The following is a 23707-nucleotide window of genomic DNA, read 5'->3' as shown; positions in this document are numbered from 1 at the left end:
GTCGGCCGCCCCGGCGAAGCGGGCGAAGGAGGGACCGCAGATCGCGGTGAGCCGTCGGGTGATCTCCATTGCGCCGGTGGAACGTGCTGCTGCCGCCATGCCGGTCATCGTACACATGTTCGAAAGACCTGGCGGCGGGTCGGGCGAAGAGGCCGGGTCGCGGGCGGTGCCCGGCCGGTAACGTGACGCCCGTGACCAAGAAGACCTCCGCGCCCGTCGCGAACCGGGTGCCCGCCGAGCGCACCCACCACGGCGACACCGTCATCGACGAGTACGCCTGGCTCGCCGCCAAGGACGACCCGGCGACGATCGCCCACCTGACCGCCGAGAACGCGTACACCGAGGCCCGCACGGCGCACCTGGAAGGGCTGCGCGCGGAGCTGTTCGAGGAGACCCGCCGGCGCACCCAGGAGACCGACCTGTCGGTGCCCAGCCGCAAGGACGGCTACTGGTACTACACCCGCACCGTCGAGGGCCAGCAGTACGGCGTGCACTGCCGCCGGGCGGTCCGCGACGGCGAGACGGTGCCGCCGGTCAGCGCGGACGGCGCTCCGCTCGACGGCGAGGAGGTGCTGCTCGACGGCAACCTGCTCGCCGAGGGGCACGACTTCTTCGCCCTCGGCGCGTTCGACGTCAGCCCGGACGGGCGCTGGCTGGCGTACTCGACGGACTTCGCCGGCGACGAGCGGTTCACCCTGCGGATCAAGGACCTGACCACCGGCGAACTGCTGGCCGACGAGGTGCCCGGCACCTTCTACGGCAGCGCCTGGTCGGCGGACGCCTCGGTGCTCTTCTACGTCACGGTGGACGAGGCGTGGCGGCCCAACCGGGTGTGGCGGCACGCCGTCGGCACCCCGTCGACCGAGGACGTGGTGGTGCACCAGGAGGACGACGAGCGGTTCTGGGTCGGCGTCGACCTGACCCGCTCCGAGCGCTTCGTGCTCATCGACATCCACAGCAAGGTGACCAGCGAGGTCCGGGTCATCCCGGCCGGCAACCCCACCGGCGAGCCGGCCGTGATCGCCCCGCGCCGGCAGGGGATCGAGTACACGGTCGAGCACCACGGCCACCGGTTCCTGATCCTGCACAACGACGGCGCGGAGGACTTCGCGCTGGCGTACACCTCGGCGGACGCACCGGGCGACTGGGTGCCGCTGATCGAGCACTCCCCCGGCACCCGGCTGGAGTCGGTCGACGCCTTCTCCGACCACCTGGTCGTCTCGCTGCGCAGCAACGGCCTCACCGGCCTGCGGGTCATCCCGGTCGGCGACGGCGACGCCCACGACATCGACTTCCCGGAGCCGATCTACAGCGTCGGTCTGGACGCCAACCCGGAGTACCGCACCCGGGAGATCCGGCTGCGCTACACCTCCCTGGTCACCCCGGACTCGGTGTACGACTACGACCTGGTCTCCCGGCAGATGGTGCTACGCCGGCGCAAGCCGGTCCGGCCGGGGCCGGACGGGCGGGCGTACGACCCGGCCGACTACGAGCAGCACCGCGACTGGGCGCTCGCCGACGACGGCACCCGGGTGCCGATCTCGCTGGTCTGCCGCGCCGGCACGCCCAAGGACGGCTCGGCTCCCTGCGTGATCTACGGGTACGGCTCGTACGAGGCCAGCATGGACCCGTGGTTCTCCATCGCCCGGCTCTCCCTGCTCGACCGGGGCGTCGTCTTCGCCGTGGCGCACATCCGCGGCGGCGGTGAACTGGGCCGGCGCTGGTACGACGAGGGCAAGCTGCTGGCCAAGAAGAACACCTTCACCGACTTCGTGGCCTGCGCCCGCCACCTGGTCAAGGCCGGCTGGACGGCCGGTGACCGGCTGGTCGCGCGGGGCGCCTCGGCCGGCGGGCTGCTGATGGGCGCGGTCGCCAACCTGGCCCCGGACGCGTTCGCCGGGATCGTGGCGCAGGTGCCCTTCGTCGACGCGCTCACCTCGATCCTCGACCCGTCGCTGCCGCTGACCGTCACCGAGTGGGAGGAGTGGGGCAACCCGCTCGCCGACCCGGAGGTGTACGCGTACATGAAGTCGTACACCCCGTACGAGAACGTGGCGGCCGTCGACTACCCGGCCATCCTCGCGGTGACCAGCCTCAACGACACCCGGGTGCTCTACCACGAGCCGGCGAAGTGGATCGCCCGGCTGCGGGCGGTCGCCCCGCAGGGCGACTACCTGCTCAAGACCGAGATGGGCGCCGGGCACGGCGGCCCGAGCGGCCGGTACGACTCCTGGCGCGAGGAGGCGTTCATCAACGCCTGGATCCTCGACAAGCTCGGCCGCGCCTGAGGCCGCCGGTTTGACCAGTCACGACGAGGGCCGGGCGGACGAGGAGTCGCCCGGCCCGGACGTACCGGCGCCGGAACCGGCCACGGAACCGGAAGCGCAGGCGGGAGCGGGCGCGGCCCGGCGCGGGCCGGCCTGGCTGATCGTCGGCGTGGTCGGCGCCACCCTGCTGATCTGCTGCTGCTCGGCGGTGGTCGGCCTGGCCCTCTCCTGGTCCGCCGGCCTCCTGCACTCCCGCTGATCCCACCGCCCCCGGGCGGTCAGCGGGAGCGGCCGGGCGGGGCCGCGCCGACCAGCGCCGCCGCCTCGCCGGTGCGGACCATCCGCTGCCAGCGCAGCCGGTTGCCGATCACCGCGGTGACCGCCGACTGCACCACCACCAGGTACATCACCTGCCGGTAGACCAGTTGCTGCAACGGCAACGCCCACAGTGGGCCGTAGCCCTCCCGGTCCAGTCGCAGCGCGTACGCGGCGGTCAGCCCCTGGAGCAGGAGCAGCCCCAGCCAGGCCAGCACGAGCGTCGACCAGGGCAGGAAGAGCAGGCCGTAGACGGCGTACACGTCGACCGCCGGGGCGGCCAGCGGCAGCACGATCTGGAACACCGTCAGGTACGGCAGGCCCCGCCGGCCCAGCTTGCCCCCGGCCCCCGGCTCGCGCAGGGCGTGCCGGTGCTTCCACATCGCCTGCATGGTGCCGTAGCACCAGCGGTAGCGCTGCCGCCAGAGCTGGCGCAGCGAGGAGGGCGCCTCGGTCCAGGCGATCGCCGCCTCCTCGTACACCACCCGCCAGCCGGCCCGGAGCACCTGCATGGTCAGGTCGGTGTCCTCGGCGAGGGTGTCCGATCCGACGCCGCCGACGGCGAGCAGCACCTCGCGGCGGAACGCGCCGATCGCGCCGGGGATGGTCGGCATGCACTCCAGCACGTCGTACATCCGGCGGTCGAGGTTGAAGCCGATCACGTACTCCAGGTGCTGCCAGCGGCCCAGCAGCCGACGCCGGTTGGCGACCTTGGTGTTGCCGGAGATCGCCCCGACGGTGCGATCGGCGAAGCCCTGCACCAGCCGGTGCACGGTGTCCGGCTGGAAGACGGTGTCCCCGTCGACCAGCACCAGCAGGTCGGCCCGGGCGGCCCGGATGCCGGTGTTCAGCGCGGCCGGCTTGCCGGCGTTGGCCTGCCGGATGACCCGCACCCCGCGCAGGCCCATTCGCTCCACGATCTCGGCGGTGCCGTCGCTGGAGCCGTCGTCCACCACGATCACCTCCAGCGCCGGGTACGCGCTGGCCACCAGCGATCGCACCGTCGCCGCGATGTTGGCCGCCTCGTTGTACGCGGGCACGATCACCGAGACCGGCGCGGTGACCGGCGGCCGGGGGTGCCGGGGCCGGCGTACCCGGCGGACGTGGATCTGCGCGCAGACCACCTGCACCGCCAGCCGGGCGATGCCGAGCACCAGCGCGACGGCGAGCAGCAGGTTCATCCCGTTGGCCGCCCACTCGGCCCCGGTCTGGGTCCAGCGCAGCGCGTACCCGCCCAGCCGGGTGCCGGCGCTCGCCGGGACGGTCGAGGGCGGCGCGTCGATCCCCTCGGAGACGGTGGTGAACCGGTAGCCCTGCTTCGACAGCCGGGTCAGCAGCTGGTCCACCGCGGTGACGGTCTGGCCGCGGTCACCGCCGCCGTCGTGCATGAGCACCACCGCGCCCCGCCCCGGCTGGGGAGTCGCCGCCCGGACGATCGCCGGTACGCCGGGACGCTGCCAGTCCTTGGCGTCCAGGTCGGCGAGCACGGCCACGTGCCCGCTGCCGGCGGCGGCGCGCAGCGCGTCGTACCCGGCGGCGGTCAGCGTCGGGGTGGTGGACGAGAAGGGGGGCCGGAGCAGGGTGACCTCCCGGCCGGTGGCCGCGGCGATCGCCTTGCGGGTCAGCGACAGCTCCAGGCCGGCCCGCGAGCCCGAGACCGTGGCGAGGTCGGCGTGGGTGTAGGTGTGCGAGCCGAGCTCGTGCCCCTCGTCGAGGATCCGCCGGACCAGCTCGGGGTGCGCGTTGACCCGGGAGCCGACCACGAAGAAGGTGGCGTGCGCCCCGTGCCGGCGCAGCACGTCGAGCACCCTGGGCGTCCACTCCGGGTCCGGCCCGTCGTCGAAGGTGAGCGCGACCGTGCGGTCCGGCATCCGCCGGCTGACCGGTTCGGCCTGGTCCAGCCGCAGCACCGGCCCGCCGTCGGTGACCGTCCTCGGCGCGGGCACGTCCGGGGGCGGCGGACGGCCCGGACCGCCGGCGAGCCCGGTGACCAGCCCGTTGACGGTCAGCGCGGCGAGCAGCAGGAGCAGGCCGAGCAGGAGCAGCACCCAGTGGGCCCGCGGGTCGCGGCGGGCGATGTGGCGCGCCACGGTCAGTGGGGCTTGCCGGGCGAGCGGCTGGGCTTGGCGGTACGCCGCACATCGCCCTGGCCGGGCACGCTGACGGACGGCCCCGGGCGTGCGGTCGTGGCGACGGACGGACCGGCCGTCCGGGTGGGCGTCGGCGCGGCGGTGCTGGTCACCGGGGACGGTCGCGACGAGGCCGCCGGGCTGCCCGGCTGACTCAGTTCCTCCGGGGCGTCCACGCCCGCTTCGATCGGCGGTCGCGCCCGGGGGTCGGTCCAGCCCGGCAGCGGGACGGTGCTGTCGCCGAAGAGTCCGGCCAGGATGAGCCCGATGCTGGTGAGCAGGCCGAGCCCCATCGCGGTCCCGGCGATCGTCATGAGCCGGCGCCGCTTCCCGGTCTTGTCGACGAACACCGGCGGCACACCGCCCGGCTGGTTGTGCATCTGGTGATCTCCCTGCCCCGCCGCCCGCGGTTCCACCTCCGCTGGCGGGCTTCCGGAGTCACAAGCGCCGTGGCCGTACCCGGTGTTACACCGCTCAGGCCGTGCGCAGCTCCTCGACCGCGGTGCTGGCGCGCAGGAGGAGCAGGCCGACCGCGACCGTCACCAGCACCGCGGCCAGGGCGCCGGCGCCGACCAGGGCCAACTGCTCCAGGGGTACGCCGGGCGTCACCGTGACCTCGGGCACCCACCCGGTCCGCAGGTACTGCGCCCGGGTCGCCGGGTCCGCGCAGAGCGACTCGGCGCCGTCGCAGAACTCGGTGGAGTAGCCGCCACCGGTCACCGCGTGACCGGCCACGCCCCGGCTGAGCAGCAGGCCCACGGTGAGCGCGAGCCCCACCGCCGGCACCGCCGGCGCCAGCGCCTGCCAGGCGATCGACCGGGCGAGCGTCCCCCGGGGCACCCCGGTGGCGACCAGCGCCGCGTACGCCCGCCGTCGGGCGACGATCCCCTCGACCAGGGCGACGATCAGCCCGCCGGCGGCGATCGCCATGGCCACGCCGACCGCCAGGTCGACGAGGTCCACCGTGCGCAGGTAGAAGCCGTCGCTGCCGCCCCGGTCCTGGCCGGTGAGCCGTTCGACCTCGGCGTGCGCCTCGAACGAGGCCCGCATCCCGGCCGCGCCGGCACCCACGATCACCGCGGCCAGCAGGGCGGCGAAGGTGCGGCTGCCGGCCCACGGGTCGCTGGTCAACCGCCGGGACGCCAGCAGCGCGGCCGGACGCCGGGCGTACCGGTGCAGCAGCCGACCCGAGGTGTACGACAGCCAGCCGGTGCCGACCACCACCCCGGTCAGCGCGGCGAGCCCGCCCCCGAGCAGCAGCAGCGGCGGCAGCAGCAGCGGGGGTTCCCGGTGGTGGTCCTGGTACCAGTCGAGCACCGGGTCCAGGGCGGCGAAGGCGGCGAGGCCGACGACGATCAGCAGTCCTGCCCACGGCCCGGGCGCGCGTTCCCGGCGGACCTTGCGCACCACGCCGAACGGGGTGGCGGTGACCCGGCGCAGCAGCACCGCGCCGACCAGCGCCGCCGCCAGCGGCAGCCCGAGCACCACCGCCACGATCACTCCGGGGGCCGGGAGCACGTCGGTGGGAAGCGCGAGCCGCCCCCGCGCGTCCGGCACGTCGAGCAGCCGCCGGCCGACGAGGAGGACGGCCAGCCCGAGGAGGGTCCCGAGGAGGCTGGCCAGGCCGGTCTCCAGCACCGCGAGCCGGGTCACCTGGCCGGGGGTGGCGCCGGCCAGGCGCAGGGCGGCGAGTCGCCGGTCCCGGGCGGGGGCGCCGAGCCGGGCGCACTGCCCGGCCAGCGCCAGCACCGGGACGGTGAGCAGGAGCAGCGCGATCGCGGTGCCGCCGCGCAGGCCGGGCTCGCGGAGCAGTGCGTTGCCGTACTGCTCGGAGATGTTGCGGCCGTCGCAGCAGCGGGGGGTGGGGATGGCGAGCACGGTGAGCGCGGCCAGGCCGGCGAGGGTGGCCAGGGCGGCGCTGAGCGCGGTCAGCACCACCCGGGCGGTGTCGGTGCGGTTGCCGGCCAGGGCGAGCCGGAGCAGGACGGCGGGCCTCACCGGGCGCCGCCGGCGAACGGCAGGTCGAGTCCGAGCCCGCTGGCGTCGACCGCCCCGTCGCGGAGCATCACCTCCCGGTCGGCGTACGCGGCGATCCGCGGCTCGTGGGTGACCAGCACGACGCTGGTGCGCTGCTGCCGGGCGAGCCGGACCAGCTGGGTGAGCACCTGCTCGCCGCTGAGCGTGTCCAGCGCGCCGGTCGGCTCGTCGGCGAAGAGCACCCGGGGCTCGGTGACCAGGGCCCGCGCGGTGGCGCACCGCTGCTGCTGCCCGCCGGACATCTCGCCGGGCCGGACGTCGGCCACCTCGGCCACGCCGAGCCGATCCAGCCAGCCGAGCGCCGCCACCCGCGCTTCTCGCCGCCCCGTGCCGGCGAGAAGCAGCGGGAGGGCGACGTTCTCCGCCGCGGTCAGCTCGGCGACGAGCTGGCCGAACTGGAAGAGCACCCCGAACTCGGTGCGCCGCAGCCGGGACCGGTCCGCCTCCGACCAGGTGTCGATCCGCTCGCCGCGCCAGATGACCTGGCCCGCGTCCGGGCGGAGGATCCCGGCCAGGCAGTGCAGCAGGGTCGACTTGCCGCAGCCGCTGGGGCCGGTGACGGCGACGATCTCACCCTCGGCGACGTCGAGGGTGACGCCGCGCAGGGCGGGTGTCGGCCCGTACGCCTTCACCACACCGCGAGCCTGGAGTTGCGTCACGAGTGCACCTCCCGGTGCCAGTCGGCGACCCGGTCCAGGGTGGTCCGCAGCCACCTCAGGTCGGCGTCGAGGTGGGCGATGGCGTAGTCGGCCGAGACCACGTCATCGAGGGTGGCCGAGGATGCCGTCTTGACGGCGGTCAGTTCGCGCAGCCGGTCGGTGTGCGCTCGCCCCTGCGCGACCAGGTACGAGCGGGCGGCGCTCACGTCGGCGACCAGCAGCGCCACCACCACCTTGGCGAAGAGCGTGCTGGTGACGTACGGCGCCGGTGGCTCGACGGTGCCGAGCCACCGGTCCAGCGCCTCGCGGCCCTGGCCGGTGAGCTGGTACGCCGTCCGGTCCGGACCGGCCTCGCGCTCCTGCCCGGTGGCGACCACCAGACCGTCGCGCGCCAACCGGCCGAGGGTGGCGTAGACCTGCCCGAACGCCAGCGGCTTGGCCCGGGGCAGCCGGGCGTCGTGGGCACGCTTCAGCTCGTACCCGTGCCGGTTCCCGGCGGCGAGCAGCCCCAGCAGGACGTGCGACGTGGACACCGGGCCACTATTCACTCAGTGAATAGCAGGTGTCAAGCGTCGTCGATGCGGTTCAGCGGCTCCAGGCCGGGTCGCGGCCGGCGCGGCCGAGCAGGCGGTCCAGCTCGGTGCAGTCCGGGCCGGTCGCCATCTCCGGACCGAAGGCGCCCATCTGGCGGCCCATCGGGCCCATCCCGTCCAGGAACCGGTGGCCGGCGGCGGTGACCTCGGGCGCGGGCTGGTACGGCTGGCCGGTGGCCGTGGCCAGGTCCCAACCGTGCACGGCCAGGTCGATGATCCCCATCAGGCCGACCGTCTCCTGGGGCAGCCCCATGCCGGGCGAGGCGCCCTCCTCGGCGGCCGGGTCGGCCCACGCCTCGACCAGCCGGGCGGTCTCGTCGGCGAACCGGTCCCGCCACCCCTCGGTCAGGTGGTCCGTCTTCGCCGACCAGTCCACCTCGCGCCGCCGGGCGAGCGTCTGGAAGTTGACCACCACGTCGTACAGGTGGTTGGCCAGGTCCCGGACGGTGTAGTCCGGGCACGGCGTGGGCAGGTCCAGCTGATCGTCGGTGATCGCCCGGACCACCGCCACGGTTCGCGGTGCGGCGGCGGCCAGCAGATCGCTAGTCTTCGTTCCCATAGGGCCAGCGTACGAAGGCGGTCTTGAACGAATGCGACAGCCACGCGGGGACAACCGGGGCATCCTCGACCCGGACCGGCTGCGCCGGGAGGTGCGGTTCCGCCGGCACCTGCCGGCCCCCGCGCTGCGCCCCTGGGTCGAGCACTACTGGCTGATCGACTGGGCGCTGAGCGCGCCGTTCGCGCAGCAACTGGTGCCGCATCCGGCGGTCAACGTCGTCTTCCAGCGCTCCGAGGGCGGCCCGGAGACCGCCGAGATCGCCGGCGTCGGGCAACGGCTCTTCTCGATCACCCTGACCGGCACCGGCCGGGTCAGCGGGATCCAGTTCCGCCCGGGCGGCTTCCGGCCGTTCTGGCGACGCCCGGTCGCCGAGCTGACCGGCGAGCGCCGGCCGCTCGCCGAGGTCCCCGACGCCGCCCGGGCCGCCGCCGCTCCGGGGCCGACAAGGGCCACTGCGCGGGTACGGACACCGAGCGCCGCCGCGCGCTGGACGCCTTCCTGACCGCCTGGGCGCCGGAGCCGACCCGGCGGCGACCGAGGCGATGGCGCTGGCCGAGGCGATCCGCACCGACCGCGGTGTGCTGCGGGTGGACGACCTCGCGCGCCGGCACGGCACCTCCACCCGACGGTTGCAGCGCCTCTTCCTGGACCACGTCGGGGTCGGCCCGAAGTGGGTGATCCGCCGCTACCGGCTCCAGGAGGCGATCGAGCGGGCCGCCGAGGGGCCGCCCGACTGGTCCGCGCTCGCCGCCGACCTCGGCTACAGCGACCAGGCCCATCTGGTCCGCGACTTCACCGCCGTCACCGGCGTCTCCCCTACGGCCTACGTCCGCTCCCTGCGCTGACCCGACTGGCCCCCACCCGGCACGGGGCCCCTACCCACACCTCACCCAGCGTGACTCCGCGTGAGGACGGTCGCCGGTCACTCTGCACACCTGCGAGACGGGAAAGAGCCGTGCGGTCAGCGGCGGCGGCGGACGGCCACCACGGCGACGTCGTCGTGGATCTCCGGCGGGGCCAGCTCGACCAGCAGGCGATGGCAGAACCGGTCGAGGTCGTCGTCCACCCGGGCGGCGCACGCGGCCAGCGCGGCCAGGCCCTCGTCGATGGTGGCGTCCCGCCGCTCGATCAGGCCGTCGGTGTAGAGCACCAGCGTCGCGCCGGCCGGCAGGACGAACTCCAGGTCGTCGGGACGCTCGGCCCGTACCCCCAGCAGGGGCGCCGGCTGCTGGACGAAGTCCACCCGGCCGTCGACGCTCACCAACGCCGGCAGGTGCCCGGCGCTGGCCAGCCGGATCCGACCGCTGGGCGGGTGCAGCAGCAGGATGCAGAGGGTGGCCAGCTCGTTGCGGAGCAACGTCCGCATCAGCTCGTTGAGCCGGTCCAGGATGACCCCCGGCTGGTGCCCCTCCACCGCGTACGCCCGCACGGCGTGCCGCAGCTCGGCCATCACCGTGGCGGCGTGCAGCGAGTGGCCGGCCACGTCACCGATCGCCACCAACAGGTGGCCGTCGAGCATCACCAGCTCGTAGAAGTCGCCGCCCACCTCGGTCTGCGCGCTGGCCGGCTCGTACCGGACGGCCAGGTCCAGTCCGGCGACCTCGGGCAGCCGCCGGGGCAGCAGGCTCCGCTGCAGGGTGACGGCGATCCGATGCTCCTCGTCGAACGACCGCTGCGCCTCCACCGCCGAGGCGACCGCCTGGGCGAGCTGCACCAGCACCGGCGTGCGCGCGGTCTGGGTCGCGGACGGCACCACCACGTAGAGCGGGGCGCGGTCCTCGCGCAGCCGGGCGGCGGCCACGGTCACCGTGTCCCCCGCCGGCCAGGAGACCAGGCCCCACTCGCCCGGGTCGTTCACCCGGACGGTGGCCCCGGTTGGCACGCCGGTGTCGTCCACCACCCAGGGCACGATCGTCGGCTTCGCGCCCGGCCCGGCGGCGATCCCGGCCAGGCAGTCGCCGTCGAAGGTCTCGGCGATCACCGCCGCCGGGCTCTTGAAGATGTTGGCCGCGCCCGCCGCCGCCGTTTCCAGCAGGCGGGCGAAGTTCGGGGCGGCGTGCACCGCGACGGTGGTGTCGGCCAGCCCGGTGAGTCGCTCGGCGAGGAACTCCGCGCGCTGCCGCGCCTGGTAGTAGCGCAGCACCGCGTGGGCGGTGGCGACCAGTTCCTCCGGCTCGATCGGCTCGGCCAGGTAGGCGTCCGCGCCCCGGGTCAGCCCCTGCGCCCGGTCCACCACGTCGACCGCGTGCGCGGACACGTGGATCACCGGCATCGCCGGGTGGTCCGCCTTGATCCGCTCGCAGACGTCGAAGCCGCTCAGGTCGGGCAGCCGTACGTCGAGCACCACCAGGTCGATCGGGTCCTTCGCGACCCGTTCCAGCGCCTCGGTGCCGGTCTCCGCCTCACGGACCGCGAAGCCGGCCCGGGTCAGCCAGCTGACCAGCAGGTAGCGCTTGGTGCGACTGTCGTCGACCACCAGCACCGTCGCCTGGTCGCCGACCATCGTCAGGCCCCGCTCGCCGGTAGGACGACGGTGAAGGTGCTGCCCCGGCCGGGCTCGCTGGTCAGCTCCAGCGTCCCACCGAGCAGGGTCACCAACCGCCGCGCGTACGGCAGGCCGAGGCCGGTGCCGCCGACCCGGCTGGCCCCCGGCACCTGGTAGAACTCCTCGAAGATCCGTTCGTGCAGCTCCGGGCGGATGCCGACGCCGGTGTCGGAGACCGACAGGCGCCACCGCTCGTCGTCCCGCTGCGCGGTCATCCGCACCTCGCCGCGCTCGGTGAACTTGAGCGCGTTGTGCAGCAGGTTGCGCAGCACCTGGGAGAGCAGCACCTCGTCCGAGCGGAGCACGGCCGCCGCCGGCGGTTCCTCCACCACCAGCTCGACGGCCGACCGGTTGGTCAGCGCCCGCAGGGTGCCGCGCAGCTGGCCGAAGACCGCCCGCAGGTCGACGTCGGCCCACTCCGGCTCGATCCGCCCGGACTCCGCCTTGGCCAGATCGAGCAGGGCGTTGACCAGGGAGAGCAGGTCGGCCGCCGAGGCCCGGATCAGCTCCACCTGCTCGGACTGCTCGGGGGTGAGCGGGTCGGAGGCGGAGTCGGTGAGCAGCCGCCCCAACCCGATGATCGCGGTCACCGGGGCGCGCAGCTCGTGGCTGACGTTGGCCAGGAAGCGGCTCTTCGACTCGCTGGCCGTCCGCAGCTGCGCCGACTTCTCGTCCAGCTCGGCGTAGAGCGCCACCACGCCGCGGTTGGTCTCCTCCAGCTCCTCGGAGAGCTGGGTGTAGAGCGCCATCACGCCCCGGTTGGTCTCCTCCAGCTCGGCGTTGAGCACCGCCAGCTCGTCGCGCTGGCTGCGGACCTCGTCCAGCGCCGCGATGAGCTGCTCGTTCTGGGTGGCGAGCTCGTCCAGGGCACTGCCTGGCGCGCTGTGCCCGAGCTCGGCGCGCAGCTCGGCCAGCCGCGCCTCGGTCAGCGCCTGGGCGGCGGCCGGGACACGTCGGGACATCCTCACGACCGTATCCCCCTCCTCGCTGGTCACCCCCAGTGTGTCCACCAAACGCGCCACCGCGCCCGACTGTGGCTCGTACCGGCCGTCGGGCAGCGGGCTGGCCGGGGTGAGGTCGACGCGCAGCGCGGGGCGGCCGTCCCGGCCGTGCACCACGTGGAAGGCGACGTCCGCGCCGCCGACGGTACGCAGCAGGTCACGGGCGACCTCACTGAGCGCGGTGGCGAGCCGGACCTGGTCCTGGTGCTCCAGACCGACGGCGGCGGCGACCTCCCGGCCGCGTTGGCGGACGAGGAAGATGTCCTGCTCCACCCGCAGCGTCATCTGCAGCAGCGGCTCGCCGGCGCTCATGACGGTGTCCTGGCCGCCAGCACGCAGGCGTCGTCGCGGCGGACGCCGGCGTCCCGCAGCAGGGTCGCGGCGAGCACCAGCGGGGATCGCCCGGTCAGCCCGGGGTAGTCGCCGATCCGCCACCGGTCGACCACGCCGTCGCTGTGCATGACCAGGGTCGCCTCGGGCGGGAAGGCGTAGTCGTACTCCCGGACGGACGGTCGCTGGTGCCCGGCGATGCCGGGCAGCGAGACCAGGCCCCGCCGCTCGTCGGCGGCCCCGAGGACGACGCCGGTGATGTTGCCGAGCCCGGCGTACCGGAGCACGCCGGCCGACGGGTCCAGCTCGGCCACGGCCAGGGCCGCGCCCCGGGTGTGCGTCATCGCGCGGTGCAGGTGCTGCACCACGGTGGCGGGCGGGGCGGCCGGCGCGGTACGGAAGGCGGCCAGTGCGGCGTCGGCGGCCGCGCCCGCCAGCGCCCCGTGCCCCAGGCCGTCGCAGACCAGCACCTGGTACCGACCCTCGACCACCCGTACGGCGTGCCCGTCGCCGCTGACCTGCTCGCCACTGATCGGCCGGGTCAGTCCGGCGCCCAGGCGGGGCGCACCGGCGCCGCCTTCGGCCACACCTGCACGGCGAGGACGGTGCCCTTGCCCGGCCGGGACCAGGCGTCGTACCAGCTGGCCTGGCGGCTGATCGCGCCCAGGCCGATGCCGAGGGTGCCGGTGGTGGAATGGCCGTCCCGGGAGGAGACGGTCAGGTCCGCCATGCCGGGACCGGAGTCGATCGCGATCAGCTCCACGCCGGCGTGGTCGCCGTCGCGGACCGGCCGCAGCAGCAGCAGTCCTTCCTGGGCGTGCTTGACCAGGTTGCTGGTCAGCTCGGCGGCGACGATGGCGAGTTCGGCGACCCGGTTGGGGTCGAGGCCGAGCTGCTCGCCGAGGCGTTCGGCGGCCCGCCGCACCGAGCTGGCGGCGCTGCTGTTCTCCACCCGGAACCAGTTGCCGGGGTCGGGAACGGCGTGGATGTTCACCGGGACCACTTGGTGACGGTGATCCGGGTGCCCTCGCCGACGACGGTCTGGATGTCGAAGTCGTCGACCAGGCGTCGGGCCCCGCTGAGGCCCAGCCCGAGGCCGCCCCCGGTGGTGTAGCCGTCGGTCAGCGCGAGGTCGAGGTCGGGGATGCCGGGGCCGGTGTCGGCGAAGACCACCCGTACGCCCCGGCGCCGGCCGTCCTCGACCACCGTCACCTCGGCACCGCCGCCCCCGCCGTAGATCAGCGTGTTGCGGGCCAACTCGCTCGCCGCGGTGACGAGCTTCGTCTGGTCGACCAGGGAGAGCTTGGCGGCCACCGCGACGGTACGCACCAGCTGCCGGACGCGGACGACGTCCTCGTCGCTGCCGATCGCCTGTGCCTTCGGGCCCAGGTCGACGCCCGCGGTCATGGTGATGTCGCCGCCGTTCCCGGCTCCACGTCCTGCGGATCGTCGTCGAACCCGAGGTCGTCGTCCGCCCGGCTCGCCGCGATCAGTTCCATGCCGCGCTCGACGTTCAGCGCGGTCCGGATGCCGTGCAGCGACAGGCCCAGCTCGACCAGCGTGATGGCGACCGCGGGACGCATCCCGACGACCACCGTCTCGGCGTCGAGCACCTTGGAGATCGAGGCGATGGTGGAGAGCATCCGCCCGACGAAGGAGTCGACGATGTCCAGCGCCGTGATGTCGATGATCACACCGTGCGAGCCGGTGGCCACGATCCGCTCGGCCAGGTCCTCCTGGAGGGCGACGGCCGTCTGATCGGACATGTCGATCTGGATGGAGACCAGCAGGATGTCGCCGATCTTCAGGATCGGCACCCGCTCCATCACGCCTCCCGGCGCGGGTGGCGGCGAGCCGTCTCGACGCCGGTGAGCCGCAGCACGTGCCGCAGCGCGTCGGCAAGGCTGGCCTTGGTGGCGATGTCCCCGAACTCGATGCCGAGGGCGACGATGGTCTGGGCGATCTGCGGCCGGATGCCGGAGATGATGCAGTCGGCGCCCATCAGTCGGGCGGCCACCACCGTCTTGAGGATGTGCTGGGCGACCTGCGTGTCGACGGCCGGCACACCGGTGATGTCGATGATCGCGTACGGCGAGCCGGTGTCGACCAGGGTCTGCAGCAGCCGCTCCATCACCACCTGGGCGCGGGCCGAGTCGAGCGTGCCGACCAGCGGCACGGCGACCACGCCGTCCCAGATCTTGACCACCGGGGTGGAGAGTTCGAGCAGCTGCTCGGCCTGGTCGGCGATCAGGCCCTCGCGGGCCTGCACGTACGTCTCGAAGGTGGACAGGCCCATCTGGTCGACCACGCCGTTGAAGGCGAGGACGTCGCGCAGCGACAGCGCCCCGTCGGCGCCGTCGGCCAGCTCGACCAGCACCTCCTTGAGCGCGTAGATGCTGACCGCGGTCTCGGTGGCGGAGAAGCCCTGCCGGGCCCGGTTGCGCGACAACTCCCCGAGCACGGCCCGCAGTTCGGCGGCCGACTCGGAGGAAATGTCCGCGAGCCCCCGGGCACCCGCATTGATCATGCTACGGTGCAACTCCTGCACCTGAAGGCGCAGTTCCGCCTGGCTGAGCCGGCCACGCAACGACGCCGCGACCAACTCCGTCCAGCGCTGGACGATCCGCTCGGCATGCTCAGTAAGCAGGCCGGCGAGCCGGTCACCCTCTTCCGTGGTCATCGCCATGGTTACCTCCTCTGAGCTGGGCCGGCCGGACTCTATCACCGCCGACTATCGCGGTACTTGCCACGAGGCAAAGAAATGATCAGGCACACCGGATCACACTCCCGTTCTGCGTGTTCGAGCGTTCGTGGGATACCGTTCCACCGATAACAGGAGGTCCGAATGTCCTTGACGGTGCACACGGAACAGCGCGGCGACGTGGTCGTCGTCTCGGTCGCGGGCGAGCTCGACATGGCGACCGCACCGCAGCTGCAGGACCAGATCACCGACCTGCTCGACAAGGGCCGCAGTCGTCTCGTGTTCGACCTGGCCGACGTGTCGTTCTGCGACTCGACCGGCCTGTCGGTCTTCGTGCGCGCGAAGAACAGCTGCGACGAGGCCGGCGGCGTGGTCCGGCTGGCCGCCCCGCAGCGCGGCGTGCTGCGCATCCTCGAGGTCAGCGGTCTGGTCGAGGTGCTGCACACGTACCCGACGGTCGAGCAGGCCGTGGCGGGCGACCCGACACCGGCCTCCTCCTGACCTGTCTTCCTCAGCGCTCGTCCTCGATGAAGCGGGGACGAGCGATCACCATGCCCGCGGTCGTCTGCACGGCCAGCGCGGCGATCAGGAACCCGAGCGGGGCGGTCCAGCCCCCGGTCGCCTCGTAGAGGATGCCGACCAGCAGCGGCCCGAGGGCCGCGATCACGTACCCGGTGCTCTGCGCGAAGGCGGACAGCGCCACCGTGCCCTCGGCGGTCCGGGCGCGCAGGCCGATGGTGGTCAGGATCAGCGGGAACGCGCCCTGACCCAGGGCGAGCAGCAGGACCCAGAGCGGCGCGAGGCCGTGCGGCGCCAGCGCCAGACCGAGGTACGCGGCCGCGGAGAAGACGGTCAGCGCCAGCACCAGCGGTCGTAGCGTCCGCAGCCGGCCGGCCAGGGTCGGCATCATCAGCGCGACCGGCACGCCGAGCGCGGTCACCCCGGCCAGCAGCAGCCCGGCGGCCTCGGGGCGGTAGCCGGCGTCGCGGAAGAGCTGGGCCAGCCAGCCCATGATCGCGTACCCGCTGAGCGACTGCGCGCCGAAGTAGACCTCCGGTGGCTACGGCGCCGGCCTGGCCCGCCACTTGGCCGATGCCGGTGAACTGGTCGTCGAGCTGGACCGACCGCTGCGTCCGGCCCGCCGCGCCGGGGCGAAGTCCGACCCGATCGACGCCGAACGAGCTGCCCGCGATGCCTTGGCCCGCACCCGACTGGCGCAGCCCAAGACCGGCGCGCAACGGGCGGCGTTGCAGGCACGGCTGACCGCCCGCCGCGCAGCCGTGGAAGCCAGCTCCGACGCCCAGCGGCAGCTGCACGCGTTGGTGATCACCGCCCCCGAGGTGGTGCGGGCCCGGTTCCGCGGCCAGAGCACTCGAGTCATGCTCACCACCGCCACGCGGCTGCGCCCCAACGCCGATGTCGAGGTGTTCACCAGCTTGACCGTGTTGCGGCAGTTGGGCCGCCGCGTCCGCTTCCTGGAAGCCGAAGCCGCCGAGCACGAGACAGCGATCCGCGCGATCGTGCGCTCCTGGCGCCCCGACCTGCTCGCGCTGACCGGGGTCGGCCCGATCGTCGCCGCCATCGTGCTTACCGCCTGGTCCCACCCCGGCCGCTGCCGCGACGACGCCGCGTTCGCCATGTTCGCCGGCACCGCACCCATCCCCGCCTCGTCCGGCAAGACCGTCCGCTACCGGCTCAACCGCTGCGGCGACCGGCAACTCAACCGCGCCCTGCACACCGTCGCCCTCTGCCGCCTGCAACGCGACCCCCGCACCCGCGCCTACGCCGACCGCCGCCGCACGCAAGGCAAAACCGACCGCGAAATCAAACGCTGCCTCAAGCGCTACATCGCCCGAGAGCTCTACCGACGCCTCGAAACCCCACCCCAACCACTTGACGCGGCATAGGAGCGTCTTGCCGCTGCGACCACGGTTTAGGAAGGCGACTGAGGCAGGCTGGCGAGTGCGCCCTTGACCTGGACGTCCAGGTCAATCACGGGCCGGACGAGTCAAGATCATTGCACGTACTCTGCACCATCGCCGCGACGCGGGAGCTGGGGCCTCCGGCGAAGCCTTTCGTTTTTTTGAGCCTGATGGATGGCCCAAGCCGCGCTTCGCGACGTTGGCGTCCCCTCTTCGGTTTTCAAGGCCGCCCAGATCTCGTCTACAAGGAGGCTCGCGGCATCTCCGGCTCGACCTATCTCGATCACGTGCTGTCCTACCCGCAGCTGCGGGCGCCGCTCGTCAGAATCGGTCCAGCCGAAGCGCACAGCGAAGGTGTCTGCCAGCTCACCGGGGGTTAGTGACGGTTCATCCCGGAGCTGGGCACGTTGTAGCTGCCCGATTCCAATGCTGTACTCGTCGAAGTGCTCGACCACGTTCCGCGCGTCGGTGATCCCTGGTAGGGCCAAATCGAAGTCAACCAGCGCTTCCGCAAGCTGCTCCTTCGCCTGTGGGACACGCATATGAGAGTGAGCCATACGGGCAGCACGACGAACGTTTCGGAGTGCGACGATCAGCATGAACGCCTCGGGGGGGTGCCCCGGGCCGCCAGCTGCCGTGACCAGGCGGGCTGCCTGAGCGCTTACAGCCATTGCCCACAACCAGGCATGCACGAGGGCTGAGTTCTTACCACTCGGGCGCGGGCTCAGGTCTTCATCCACAGGCGCTAGGTTGACACGCCCGTGGCAGCGCGTCACTCCGGTTTTAGTTCGGCCTAGAGGTCGTGTTGTCCGTTGTCCACAGCTGACCGATGCAGGCTCTCGGCTGCCTGGGCTGCTGCCGACTGGTGGGCTGCTACACGTCGGCAAGCCGCGGAGCGGCGCGGCAGCGATCGCCCCAGCCTCGACGTCGGTCACCCCGCCCGCGATCGTCACGGCCTCAGTGTCCCCGTACATACGGACCTGCCGCCCGGTGCGCCGGCTGATGCCGGCCGGAGGCCGCCAGCAGGCCGAGTGCGCCGGGCGAGCGCCGCGCTTGCGCGGCGCCTTGATCCTGATGAGAACGTTTCGGCAACGTCGGTGAGTATGAGGTCGGGAGTTGTCCCGCTTAAACCTTTGCGCACCCATTTGCGCAGCTGAGAACATACTTGGTGATCACGAGAGAAGTGATTTTGAAGCACGAGCCGCGCGTCAGTAAGTCTCTGTAGTGCGTCCTGGTAGCCTGTCGTTCATGCCTAGGTCCCCCCGCCGTGCGCCGCAGAACCGCTCGACAACTGCCCAGTCCTGGCACGCTCGCTATCCTGTCCTTGGGGCCATTCCGGGCGATCGATCTTATTTGCTGGAAAATTTGGCACGGCTTCTCAAAATTGTGAACGACGGTGTACACAAAGACGAGGCATTCGCGTGGCCGGACTCGGAAAGTCCGGTCTCTATTGGCACCGCAATTATGCCCATCTCGAGGTCGGGCTTGTTCCGCCGTGAAGGCTCAATGGTGCAACTCTCGGACCTGGGCAAAGATTGGCTCATCGAGCAGGATCCAAGTCATCTCATCGAGATATTCCACGAACACACCAGATTCATTGGTGAAATCCTCAACGAGCTCAGGGCTGGCCCCGTCTCACAGAGGAACTTGCTCGTTCTAGCCTCTGATAAATACGGTTTTGGCTGGACGACGCCTGGGCCAGTTCACTCAAGGATAAAGTGGATGGTGGCAGCCGGAGTAGTGAGTACCTATAGCCACTCAGTACATCTCTCCGAGGGCGGGCGAGAGCTCCTTTCAAAACTGCAGGTCTACGAGCCGGACGCGAGCATATCGTCACCTACCGACTTCCGGCCGGCGCCAGCGGCTATTGACGCACTCATGAAGCGGTTGAGCAAGACCCCGGATGCCCGACACAGGGCGGGTGGCCTGCATGTGCCTAGACTGAGCGGTCCTGCCGGCATCGAGAATATTAGGGCGATCGTAGAAACTTGCGCGAACCCGACAGACAATCGCGCCCTAATGAACAAGGCGATTGAAGTCTTCGGCTTCGGAGACCCTGGTGCTAGTTCCGTGGTAGGTTCCCTGAAGATCATGGGACTAATCCAGCGGGCATCTGCCGACGAATGGGTCGCAACACCGGCGGGCGCGGCGTGGGTAACGACGGGCTACGACATTGACCTTGCCCGTATCATGCATTCGAATGTCTGGTACTTCAGCGAAATCATACATGAGCTTGAAGTCGCCGGAAGGTTGACATTCGCAGGTCTGATATTGCGGTCTGGCAGGTATTCCTTCAACGGAAGATACGAGCCAATCAAGCGCGGCGCAATGACCAGTAGAATGGCGTTGCTAGAGGCCACGGGCTTGATTGTCAATGTAGGGAATAAGAACTTCAAAGCGACAGCCTTGGGCAGAGCGTTTCGCCGATCGATGCCTGGGATTGATCCAGTCGATCCCGTTTCGGTATCAGTCCAAGAAGTTACTTCCGATTCCCCGAAAGTAAATACAGCCGACGAAGATGCCAGTACGTTGCCCGCCGACATTTCACCGCGAATCGCTGACAATGTGAGTTCGTCGACCACCGAAGGGATGGTAGGAAAGATTGCCGAAGATCTTCTTCAGGCCGCCAAGCGAAGTGATAAGTCAGTCGACCTAGAAATTGCAGCAGTCAAGGCTCTCGATTTCCTTGGGCTTCCCGCAACTCACATCGGCGGAAATGGCGAGCCTGACGGTATTGTTCGAACCCGACCAGGACGCCTGGGATCCGTCTATACAATCGAGACCAAGAGCGCAGCCAATGGGCTGGTTCCGGAGGAGCAAGCCAAGCCTGCGACGTTGGCAGACCACCGCGAGCAGCATGACGCCGCAGCTACCGTCTACATTGGTCCGGGATTTGAACGGCGGCTTCTCGACGTGCTTGACGGTGATGCGCGCGTCGCGGTCGTTTCCACCACACTAATTGCTGAAGCCGTTATGCGGCAGGCCGACACACCCCTGACGGCCGAGCAGCTCGAACCCTTGATCGACCCCTCACTTCGCGAGGCCGACCGGAGGGATCAACTCAAGGAGAGATGGAAGACAAAGGAGGAATGGGCCCTCGCCATGCGAGGATTGGTTGAGGTCCTCTCCCGTGAGGCTGAGTCTCCACTTTCCGACGACGAATTTTCGCCTTCAGGGGTCGGGTGGTTGGATATTACCTCCATGCGGCGCTCTTTGCGCGACGTCCTCAACCGCGAGATTCCGCGGGAAACTGTCATGGAAGTCCTCGACTTTCTGACCTCTCCCCAGGTGTCTGTCGCGGAAATGATCGACGGTCGGTACAGATTGAGGGTTGCTTCTGAGGCAGTAGCTCGCCACTTCGATTATCTTGGACGACGCTGGCAGGTAGGCGAGCGCCTTTACCGGCTCAAGGCTTAGCAGAGGCTGTCCGAAGTCGCTCCACGGCAACGAAGATCGCTCAGGACTGGACGGAAGGATAGGGAAAGGCCTGGTCAAATCGCTGGCCACGTCGTAGACGGTGTCCCGGGCTCTTGGTGCTAGCTGTCTCGTCGTCGTTCGGCACCTCGCTCATAGGGTCAGCCGACGAGCCAGAGGAAACCGAGGTCCGTGAATCCAGCTAGTTGTCGAGATCCAGCCCTCGCCTGCACACCGCATGCACCGCCGCAACCGCCTTCTTGTCGATTTCGGCTTTTGCGAACGATTCACCGTAGCAAGCAATCTCGGAGCTAAGGATGACGGAAGAACTAGCGTCAGTTTCCTCGACAATCGACTCTGTCACCGGTCGTCGAGTGCACGACGTAGAGTGGCAGCTACGGAGTAAGTTGCCTAGTCCAGGGCCATATCTTGACGACGGGCCGTCGCCAACTGATATCAATCTCGAACTGGCTGCATCCTGGGCCTTCAGCTACAAAGTTCGCATCGACGAAAGCTCCGGCCGTCCCAGGATTGTATTCGTCCCATACTTTGAGGGTCCGGATGGGGAAACGTATCCCCCTCACGTGAAATCAGTGCCGTCAGATGTCGTAGATATGTGGGAAGCCCTGGCAGCACATGTATCAAGCCCGTACGCGAAGGCGCGCCTTGAGCACCTCCTTTTTGAGGCGAGGCGAGGCGATGGCCGGAAGAGAGCTGAGGCCGCCGCACTAGCCTATATGCGTGCCGCCGAGGAGTGGGAGGTCGCACGGGACAGGATCGAGAGCTTGTCCAACGCGGCACGGCTGGCGAAAGCTGTTGGCAATAGAGAACTGACTAGAACCGCGCTACTGGCAATAGAGAATCAGGCTCGCGAAGGAATTGAGGCTGATCCGCCGACATTTGGTGTGACGATCCACGGCCTACGAGTGCTGTCCGAAGAACCAACGCACGAAGGTCGCGCAGACGAACTTCTAACCCGCGCCTTTGAAGCATTTGACGATGTTTGGCAGCGAGACCAAATCCTCAAAATCCAAATCTCTAGGGCGGACGCTAGGGGTCGCGCCTCGCTTGTTCGACAGAGGGTTGATTTGTGGATCGGCGCAGCCCAGGGTGTTGATTCCCTCGTTCGGGCTGGGCACTTGAAAAAGGCGCTTCAAATTGCCGAGAGGGCGGGTGATCCCGATTTGGTGGGGAGGGCCGCTGCGGCATTGCAGGGCCTCCGATCAGAATCATTGGGCATGATTTCGATCACCGCATCGACTGCGATGAGCGAGGCTGAGATGCGCGAAATCATGGCGCCCATAGCGGACGCTCCCTCCTGGCGGGATGGCCTAGTGGCGTTTTCCCGCTTCGGGCCTCTGACCGGCCGGATCGAGGAGACGCGCAAGGCTGTGGCTGAGGAGCGGAAGAACTTCGTCCTCGCCCATCTAATGCCCACTGAGATTTTTGGGGCCGACAACCTCCCGCGGTTCTTCGGTGGTTCCGAGGAGCAGAGCGAAGAAATAGCACTGGCGCGCCACGAGACCTTCGCTCTTCAGGCCTGGTCCCCGCTGATTGCTCGCGCCCTTCACGGCATCGCCGAAAAGCACGGGATTCCGAGCGAAGAAGACCTCGCTTCGTTCTTCGCTGAGATTCCTATGGTGGAGCCAGATTTCGGAAGGGCATTGGCTCGCACCTTCGTTCGGTACTGGTTGGGCGACTACGAAGGGGCAGCATACGTAGCCGCTGCACGTCTTGAGGCTGTTACCCGCCATCTCGTCATTGCTCTGGACGCTGGCATCTACCGCCTACAACGACAGTCGAAGCCCGGTCAATACCCAGGGCTGGGCGCACTGCTCCAGGTGCTGAAGCAAAAAGGCCTCGACGAGTCGTGGTATCGGTTCATCCTGACGCTTTGCGCAAACCCGGCTGGCGGATGGAACATCCGTAATGACTTGATGCATGGCTTCATCAACAATCTCGGCGCACCCGCTGCAGCCTTCTTACTACAGGCTGTCTTGTTCCTCGCCACGTTGCAGCCTGGGCCAACGGCTGAGGGAGAAGAGGAAGCGGCGTAACCCCGGCTACGTTCAGGCGGTGGGGGAGAGGGGTGACCCCTCCTGCGCCACCGCGTCGGCGGCCCGCGGCGCCGGCGGGTTCCAGCCCGGCTCCAGCTCGCGCCGGGCGGCGTCGAGGAAGCCGTCGGCGTACGAGTCGGCGGGGAAGTCGCCGAGGTAGCGGCGGCGGGTCTCCCACCGGGCCGGGGCCAGCGGATCGGTGTCCAGCAGCCCGGTCAGCACGTCGTCCACGTTGGACATGTCCCGCCGCAGCACGTAACCCGAGCCGGCGAGGGGGAACCGCGCCACGAAGTCGTCGCCGTCCACCCCCATGTCGGTCACCGCGTACGGCTTGCCGGAGTAGAGGAAGTCGGAGATCACCCCGGAGACGTCGGAGACCAGCGCGTCCGCCCGGTTGACGCAGTCGACCAGGGACAGCTCCCGGCTCGCCGCGGCGCCCCAGAGGTGCTGCCGGCCGGTGCGGGCCCGGTCGGCCGCCAGCAGCTCGGTCAGCCGGGCCAGCTGCCGGGCCGAGGCCGGGTTCTGCGAGGTGTACGGGTGGGCCCGCAGGATCACCGTCGCCCCCCGGTCCAGCAGCCGGCGCAGCAGCGTCTCGGCCACCGGCAGCGAGCAGTAGTTGGCGTCGGCGTGGTGCCCCGTCCAGGTCGGGGTGTAGAGCACGGTCGGGTGCGCCAGGCCCGTGACCGGCTCGGTGCGTACCTCGATCGCCTCGACCTGCGGGCGGCCGACCACGACGAACTTCTCCGCCGGGATCTCCACCCCGGCGCGGGCGTACCGCTCGACGGCGGCCGGACCGGCCACGAAGATCCGGTCGAAGATCGCCGACACCGGGTTGGCGCTCGGCGCCTTGTCGCTGTCGCCGTGGTGCAGCTGCACGTGGGTGAGCTGGGAGAACCGGATGCAGTGGCTGTTCTTCGCGCCGTGGTTGACGTAGAACGCCACCCGCAGGCTCGGCACCAGCGCCTCGTCCATCGCCTTGAGCGTCGGGCAGTAGACGACGGGGGCGCTCGTCGCGGCGGCGACGGTCGGCAGGAACTCCGGCTCCCGCAGTAGGACCACAAACGGCCGGCGAGCCGCTCCAGGTACGGCAGCCACATGGTGACCTGGTACTCGGAGCCGGGGGGAGCGGAGAAGTAGAGCAGGAACTCCGGCTGGTGCGCGCGCAGCGCCCGGGCGAC

At 70.5% G+C, this 23707-nt stretch carries 20 protein-coding genes and 3 pseudogenes; 8 read left to right on the top strand and 15 right to left on the bottom strand.

What is annotated here, in order from left to right; genetic code table 11:
• The first annotated feature begins 191 nt into the window (after positions 1-191).
• Both JNW89_RS05310 and JNW89_RS05305 read left to right on the top strand, forming a co-directional pair.
• Positions 192-2288: a S9 family peptidase gene (locus tag JNW89_RS05310; protein WP_238447938.1), complete on the top strand. Its 2097-nt coding sequence runs from the start codon at positions 192-194 to the stop codon at positions 2286-2288.
• A gap of 10 nt (positions 2289-2298) precedes the next feature.
• On the top strand, positions 2299-2526 hold the full coding sequence (locus tag JNW89_RS05305) for a hypothetical protein (protein ID WP_238447937.1): 228 nt from the start codon (positions 2299-2301) through the stop codon (positions 2524-2526).
• Between the two features lie 19 nt (positions 2527-2545).
• Here JNW89_RS05305 and JNW89_RS05300 read toward each other — a convergent pair whose 3' ends face one another.
• The 6 genes from JNW89_RS05300 to JNW89_RS05275 form a co-directional block, all read right to left on the bottom strand.
• Entirely contained in the window at positions 2546-4672 is a 2127-nt protein-coding gene (locus tag JNW89_RS05300; RefSeq protein WP_238447936.1) for a bifunctional polysaccharide deacetylase/glycosyltransferase family 2 protein, read from the bottom strand.
• Between the two features lie 2 nt (positions 4673-4674).
• The gene (locus tag JNW89_RS05295; protein ID WP_238447935.1) at positions 4675-5091 is read right to left on the bottom strand and encodes a hypothetical protein; all 417 of its coding nucleotides are present in this window, start codon (positions 5089-5091) and stop codon (positions 4675-4677) included.
• Positions 5092-5185: 94 nt separating this feature from the next.
• Positions 5186-6709, bottom strand: coding sequence for an FtsX-like permease family protein (locus tag JNW89_RS05290; RefSeq protein ID WP_238447934.1), 1524 nt, complete (start codon positions 6707-6709; stop codon positions 5186-5188).
• Entirely contained in the window at positions 6706-7407 is a 702-nt protein-coding gene (locus tag JNW89_RS05285; RefSeq protein ID WP_238447933.1) for an ABC transporter ATP-binding protein, read from the bottom strand. The genes JNW89_RS05290 and JNW89_RS05285 overlap by 4 nt, the downstream gene beginning before the upstream one ends.
• Complete coding sequence (locus JNW89_RS05280) at positions 7404-7940, bottom strand: PadR family transcriptional regulator (RefSeq protein WP_238447932.1); 537 nt, start codon at positions 7938-7940, stop codon at positions 7404-7406. The genes JNW89_RS05285 and JNW89_RS05280 overlap by 4 nt, the downstream gene beginning before the upstream one ends.
• A gap of 52 nt (positions 7941-7992) precedes the next feature.
• The gene (locus JNW89_RS05275; protein WP_238447931.1) at positions 7993-8559 is read right to left on the bottom strand and encodes a TIGR03086 family metal-binding protein; all 567 of its coding nucleotides are present in this window, start codon (positions 8557-8559) and stop codon (positions 7993-7995) included.
• Positions 8560-8590: 31 nt separating this feature from the next.
• Between JNW89_RS05275 and JNW89_RS05270 the strand changes: the two genes are divergently transcribed.
• Together JNW89_RS05270 and JNW89_RS05265 are read left to right on the top strand one after the other, a co-directional pair.
• Complete coding sequence (locus tag JNW89_RS05270) at positions 8591-9061, top strand: DUF6597 domain-containing transcriptional factor (RefSeq protein ID WP_238447930.1); 471 nt, start codon at positions 8591-8593, stop codon at positions 9059-9061.
• A gap of 40 nt (positions 9062-9101) precedes the next feature.
• On the top strand, positions 9102-9404 hold the full coding sequence (locus JNW89_RS05265) for an AraC family transcriptional regulator (protein WP_238447929.1): 303 nt from the start codon (positions 9102-9104) through the stop codon (positions 9402-9404).
• Positions 9405-9520: 116 nt separating this feature from the next.
• Here JNW89_RS05265 and JNW89_RS05260 read toward each other — a convergent pair whose 3' ends face one another.
• The 6 genes and pseudogenes from JNW89_RS05260 to JNW89_RS05235 all read right to left on the bottom strand — a co-directional run bounded on the left by JNW89_RS05260 (position 9521) and on the right by JNW89_RS05235 (position 15121).
• Positions 9521-11062: a SpoIIE family protein phosphatase gene (locus JNW89_RS05260; protein WP_238447928.1), complete on the bottom strand. Its 1542-nt coding sequence runs from the start codon at positions 11060-11062 to the stop codon at positions 9521-9523.
• A 2-nt stretch (positions 11063-11064) separates the two neighbouring features.
• Positions 11065-12417, bottom strand: a complete 1353-nt coding sequence (locus JNW89_RS05255; protein ID WP_238447927.1) for a sensor histidine kinase — start codon at positions 12415-12417, stop codon at positions 11065-11067.
• Positions 12414-13429: pseudogene (locus JNW89_RS05250) on the bottom strand (SpoIIE family protein phosphatase). The gene JNW89_RS05255 and the pseudogene JNW89_RS05250 overlap by 4 nt, the downstream one beginning before the upstream one ends.
• A complete protein-coding gene (locus tag JNW89_RS05245) occupies positions 13426-13842 on the bottom strand; it encodes an ATP-binding protein (protein ID WP_088959353.1) in 417 nt (138 codons plus the stop codon). Before JNW89_RS05245 ends, JNW89_RS05250 begins: the two are co-directional and overlap by 4 nt.
• Entirely contained in the window at positions 13839-14261 is a 423-nt protein-coding gene (locus JNW89_RS05240) for an STAS domain-containing protein (protein ID WP_179802678.1), read from the bottom strand. The genes JNW89_RS05245 and JNW89_RS05240 overlap by 4 nt, the downstream gene beginning before the upstream one ends.
• Entirely contained in the window at positions 14261-15121 is an 861-nt protein-coding gene (locus JNW89_RS05235; protein ID WP_238447926.1) for an STAS domain-containing protein, read from the bottom strand. The genes JNW89_RS05240 and JNW89_RS05235 overlap by 1 nt, the downstream gene beginning before the upstream one ends.
• Before the next feature lie 159 nt (positions 15122-15280).
• On the opposite strand from JNW89_RS05235, the gene JNW89_RS05230 reads away from it, so the two are divergent.
• Positions 15281-15637 carry an STAS domain-containing protein gene (locus JNW89_RS05230; protein WP_088959356.1) on the top strand — a complete coding sequence of 119 codons (357 nt, stop codon included), beginning with the start codon at positions 15281-15283 and terminating at the stop codon, positions 15635-15637.
• Positions 15638-15647: 10 nt separating this feature from the next.
• Here JNW89_RS05230 and JNW89_RS05225 read toward each other — a convergent pair.
• Positions 15648-16187: pseudogene (locus JNW89_RS05225) on the bottom strand (MFS transporter); the annotation flags it as partial.
• Positions 16188-16221: 34 nt separating this feature from the next.
• Between JNW89_RS05225 and JNW89_RS05220 the strand changes: the two are divergent.
• Positions 16222-17043, top strand: coding sequence for a transposase (locus JNW89_RS05220; RefSeq protein ID WP_238447925.1), 822 nt, complete (start codon positions 16222-16224; stop codon positions 17041-17043).
• A gap of 107 nt (positions 17044-17150) precedes the next feature.
• Here the strand turns inward: JNW89_RS05220 and JNW89_RS05215 are convergent, their stop codons facing one another.
• Positions 17151-17657: a hypothetical protein gene (locus JNW89_RS05215; RefSeq protein WP_238447924.1), complete on the bottom strand. Its 507-nt coding sequence runs from the start codon at positions 17655-17657 to the stop codon at positions 17151-17153.
• Between the two features lie 766 nt (positions 17658-18423).
• Between JNW89_RS05215 and JNW89_RS05210 the strand changes: the two genes are divergently transcribed.
• Together JNW89_RS05210 and JNW89_RS05205 are read left to right on the top strand one after the other, a co-directional pair.
• On the top strand, positions 18424-20475 hold the full coding sequence (locus JNW89_RS05210) for a hypothetical protein (RefSeq protein WP_238447923.1): 2052 nt from the start codon (positions 18424-18426) through the stop codon (positions 20473-20475).
• 734 nt (positions 20476-21209) lie between these two features.
• On the top strand, positions 21210-22529 hold the full coding sequence (locus tag JNW89_RS05205; RefSeq protein ID WP_238447922.1) for a DUF4209 domain-containing protein: 1320 nt from the start codon (positions 21210-21212) through the stop codon (positions 22527-22529).
• 12 nt (positions 22530-22541) lie between these two features.
• On the opposite strand, the pseudogene JNW89_RS05200 reads toward JNW89_RS05205, so the two are convergent.
• Positions 22542-23707, bottom strand: a pseudogene (locus JNW89_RS05200) (CDP-glycerol glycerophosphotransferase family protein); the annotation flags it as partial.

It is taken from the genome of Micromonospora sp. 4G55, from assembly GCF_016803375.1.
This window is presented reverse-complemented; position numbering and strand designations above follow the sequence as displayed.

Excerpts from the sequence above, each read along its gene's own strand:
- JNW89_RS05255 (WP_238447927.1), bottom strand. The coding sequence starts at position 12,417 with ATGAGCGCCGGCGAGCCGCTGCTGCAGATGACGCTGCGGGTGGAGCAG.
- JNW89_RS05260 (WP_238447928.1), bottom strand. The coding sequence starts at position 11,062 with ATGGTCGGCGACCAGGCGACGGTGCTGGTGGTCGACGACAGTCGCACC.
- JNW89_RS05230 (WP_088959356.1), top strand. The coding sequence starts at position 15,281 with ATGTCCTTGACGGTGCACACGGAACAGCGCGGCGACGTGGTCGTCGTC.
- JNW89_RS05270 (WP_238447930.1), top strand. The coding sequence starts at position 8,591 with ATGCGACAGCCACGCGGGGACAACCGGGGCATCCTCGACCCGGACCGG.
- JNW89_RS05275 (WP_238447931.1), bottom strand. The coding sequence starts at position 8,559 with ATGGGAACGAAGACTAGCGATCTGCTGGCCGCCGCCGCACCGCGAACC.
- JNW89_RS05245 (WP_088959353.1), bottom strand. The coding sequence starts at position 13,842 with ATGACCGCGGGCGTCGACCTGGGCCCGAAGGCACAGGCGATCGGCAGC.
- JNW89_RS05265 (WP_238447929.1), top strand. The coding sequence starts at position 9,102 with ATGGCGCTGGCCGAGGCGATCCGCACCGACCGCGGTGTGCTGCGGGTG.
- JNW89_RS05215 (WP_238447924.1), bottom strand. The coding sequence starts at position 17,657 with ATGCTGATCGTCGCACTCCGAAACGTTCGTCGTGCTGCCCGTATGGCT.
- JNW89_RS05205 (WP_238447922.1), top strand. The coding sequence starts at position 21,210 with ATGCGTGCCGCCGAGGAGTGGGAGGTCGCACGGGACAGGATCGAGAGC.
- JNW89_RS05240 (WP_179802678.1), bottom strand. The coding sequence starts at position 14,261 with ATGGAGCGGGTGCCGATCCTGAAGATCGGCGACATCCTGCTGGTCTCC.
- JNW89_RS05295 (WP_238447935.1), bottom strand. The coding sequence starts at position 5,091 with ATGCACAACCAGCCGGGCGGTGTGCCGCCGGTGTTCGTCGACAAGACC.
- JNW89_RS05235 (WP_238447926.1), bottom strand. The coding sequence starts at position 15,121 with ATGGCGATGACCACGGAAGAGGGTGACCGGCTCGCCGGCCTGCTTACT.